Genomic DNA, 3,056 nt, shown 5'->3' on the forward strand with positions numbered 1-3,056 from the left:
CCGACATCGAGGCGCGGGTGTCGCAGATCAAGGCGCAGATCGAGGAGACCACCTCGGACTACGACCGCGAGAAGCTCCAGGAGCGCCTGGCGAAGCTGGCTGGCGGCGTCGCGGTGATCCGCGTCGGCGGCGCGACCGAGATCGAGGTCAAGGAGAAGAAGGACCGCGTGGACGACGCGCTCAACGCCACCCGCGCCGCGGTGGAAGAGGGCATCGTTCCCGGCGGCGGCACCGCGCTCCTGCGCGCCCGCAAGGCCGTCGAGGCCCTGACCTCCGACAACGCCGACATCCGCGCCGGCATCAAGATCGTGCGCCGCGCCATCGAGGCTCCGATCCGCCAGATCGCCGAGAACGCCGGTGTCGAGGGCTCGATCGTCGTGGGCAAGATCCTCGACAACGCGGGCTCCGAGACCTTCGGCTTCAACGCCCAGACGGAGCAGTACGTGGACATGCTCGAGGCCGGCATCGTCGACCCCGCGAAGGTCGTGCGCACCGCCCTCCAGGACGCGGCCTCAGTCGCGGGCTTGCTCATCACCACCGAGGCCATGGTCGCGGAGGCGCCGAAGAAGGACGCCCCCGCGATGCCGGGCGGCGGCGGCATGGGCGGCATGGACTTCTAAGTCCAGCCCTCACGGACAGCGCATCAGAGAGGCCCCGGGGCGACCCGGGGCCTCTTTTCGTTTGGGGGTCTGAGGGGCTGACCCGAAAATAGGGCCCACCCTCAACCTCGTCCTGAGGTGCCCGCCGCAGGCGGGCCTCGAAGGGCGCTCCAGGGAACTCTGGACGGCCGCGGCGAGGTGGTGCGTGCTTCGAGACGCTTGCTGCATAGGCTCCTCGGCATGAGGGAGGTAGGGGATCTCGCTCACGGCAGGACTCTGAGCCAGCGAATCAGCTCGGGAACACGGCTACGCCTCCTCGCGTTCTCGTGATGACTAACCCCTTGAGGAGACACGTCTCATGAACAAGATTCTCGTCGGCCTGGCCGCCGCGCTGCTCAGCACGGCCGCCTATGCCCAGACCCCCTCGACCGGCAGCGGCAGCAGCGGCGCGTCCTCGTCCACGGAGATGAAGGCGGGCGGCCAGGGCGGCAGCGGCTCCTCCATGAGCGGCAGCACCAGCACCGGCGGCAACCGGGCGCAGTCGTCGCAGACCAACGAGGGCTCGTCCTCGTCCTCCAACATGCAGCGGACGCAAGGCTCCGAGACCCGCACGGGCGCGTCGGCGAGCACCAGCAGCGAGACCCGCACCGGCACCTCCGTGAACGTGCGCGGCGAGAGCCGCACCGTGACCCGCGAGCGCAACGACGAGCCGAGCGTCTCCGTCCGCAGCCGCCGCACCACCGTGCGCGAGGAGTCGAGCGAGCCCGACGTCGTCGTGCGCCGCCGCCGCGCCGTGCAGATCGAGCAGAGCGAGCCCGAGACCCGGCGCGTCGTCCAGACCCGCTCGAAGGCGAAGAAGGTCGTGAAGGTGAAGGCCAAGAAGCCCGCGACCGCGTCGGTGCGCACCCGCCGCGTGGTCGAGGAGCCCGCCGAAATCCGCCGCCGCACCACCATCCGCCGCACGGAGACCGAGGAGCCCAGCGTCTCGGTCCGCAGCCGCCGCACCACGGTGCGCGAGGAGGGCGGCGCCGACATCTCGATCGAGCGCCGTCGCCAGCAGCAGGGCATCTCGGTGTCCGGCGAGCGCCGCGAGGAGCGCCGGGGCGTGAACGTCGAGCAGCGCCAGCAGACCCAGACCGGCACGAGCACCGAGCAGCGCAACCGCACAGAGACGACCGGCACCGTTCGCAGCGGCGACACGGGCGGCGCCTCCGCCACCGGCTCCACCTCGACCCGCACCCGCGGGCAGGGCAACAATGCCGGCGGCTCCATGGGCGGCTCGTCCTCGGGCGGCTCCATGGGTGGCTCGATGGGCGGCGGCTCGTCCTCGGGCGGCCAGGGCGCCCAGCAGTAAGCATCCGCTCCCGCACCTTTGAGAGAGGGCCCCGGCTCCCCGCCGGGGCCCTTTCGCGTTTGCCCTGGATCAAGGCGGGGCCGGACAGGCGCGGCTATGGCGGGATACGGGCGAGCGTGCCCGGGCCGGAGCGGCGCGTCATGATCAAGAGCTTGGTTCAACGCATCGAGATGCAGGCGCGCCTGCTGGGCGAGATGATGGAGCGGCTCGGCGTCGATCCGGAGATCGCCGCCTGCGAGGCGGGCGGCGCGGGGCTCGCGGCGGTGGCCCTGCGCTGCCGGGCTTGCGGGTCGCGAGCGGAGTGCCGCCGCTTCCTCGACGAGGCTACAGGCTCCGTTCCCGCGGCGCCCGCGTTCTGCCCGAACGGCGATTTCCTCGCCCGCGCCGTCCCAGGCGCCTGAGAGGCATGGTCTGAAACAAGAGTTTTCGTCCTCCTCAACCCCCTCATGCTGAGGTGCCCTGCGAAGCAGGGCCTCGAAGCACGCAGGACGTCTGCCACAGCCCTCCGGAGGTCTCTGGAGCGTCCTTCGAGGCTCGCTCTGCTCGCACCTCAGAGTCTGACTCGGAATGGGGTTGGCTGATCGTGGGGCCGTGTGGTCCTCTTGTGGTTGCGACACCCAGGAGGCCCGGCGATGGCTTGGACCACGACCACCCGCGCGCAGCATGCGCGCGATCAGCTGCGCTACGCAAGCGACCTCACCGACGCCGAGTGGGCCTTGATCGCGCCGGCTCTGCCCGCCCGGCCCCGCGCGGACGACGGCGCACCACGAGCCTGCGGGCCGTGGTGGACGCGCTGCTCTACATCCTCACCACCGGCTGCCAGTGGCGGCTGCTGCCCCAGGGCACGTTCCCGCCCCGCTCCACGGTGCAGCGCTACTTCTACGGCTGGCGCGACACGGGCGTGTGGGAGCGCCTCAACCGCCGCCTCGTCGAGCAGGCCCGCACAGGCCAGGGCCGCCCGCCCTGTCCCACGTTGGCGATCATCGACTCGCAGAGCGTGGCCACCACCGAGAGCGGCGGCCCGCGCGGCACCGATGCCGCCAAGCGGGTGAAAGGGCGCAAGCGCCACATCGTCACCGATACGGGCGGCCTCGTGCTGCAGG

At 71.5% G+C, this 3,056-nt stretch carries 3 protein-coding genes and 1 pseudogene; all 4 read left to right on the top strand.

Annotated features, from left to right (window positions below):
• Positions 1–620: TCP-1/cpn60 chaperonin family protein (locus F0L46_RS24170; RefSeq protein WP_276315622.1), on the top strand; the 620-nt coding region annotated here is incomplete at its 5' end.
• Between the two features lie 337 nt (positions 621–957).
• Complete coding sequence (locus tag F0L46_RS24175; RefSeq protein WP_149822185.1) at positions 958–1,953, top strand: hypothetical protein; 996 nt, start codon at positions 958–960, stop codon at positions 1,951–1,953.
• 140 nt (positions 1,954–2,093) lie between these two features.
• Entirely contained in the window at positions 2,094–2,354 is a 261-nt protein-coding gene (locus F0L46_RS24180) for a DUF6455 family protein (protein ID WP_149822186.1), read from the top strand.
• Positions 2,355–2,585: 231 nt separating this feature from the next.
• Positions 2,586–3,056 (top strand): annotated as a pseudogene (locus F0L46_RS26375) (IS5 family transposase); the annotation flags it as partial.

Source organism: Salinarimonas soli (genome assembly GCF_008386575.1).
Classification (GTDB): domain Bacteria; phylum Pseudomonadota; class Alphaproteobacteria; order Rhizobiales; family Beijerinckiaceae; genus Salinarimonas_A; species Salinarimonas_A soli.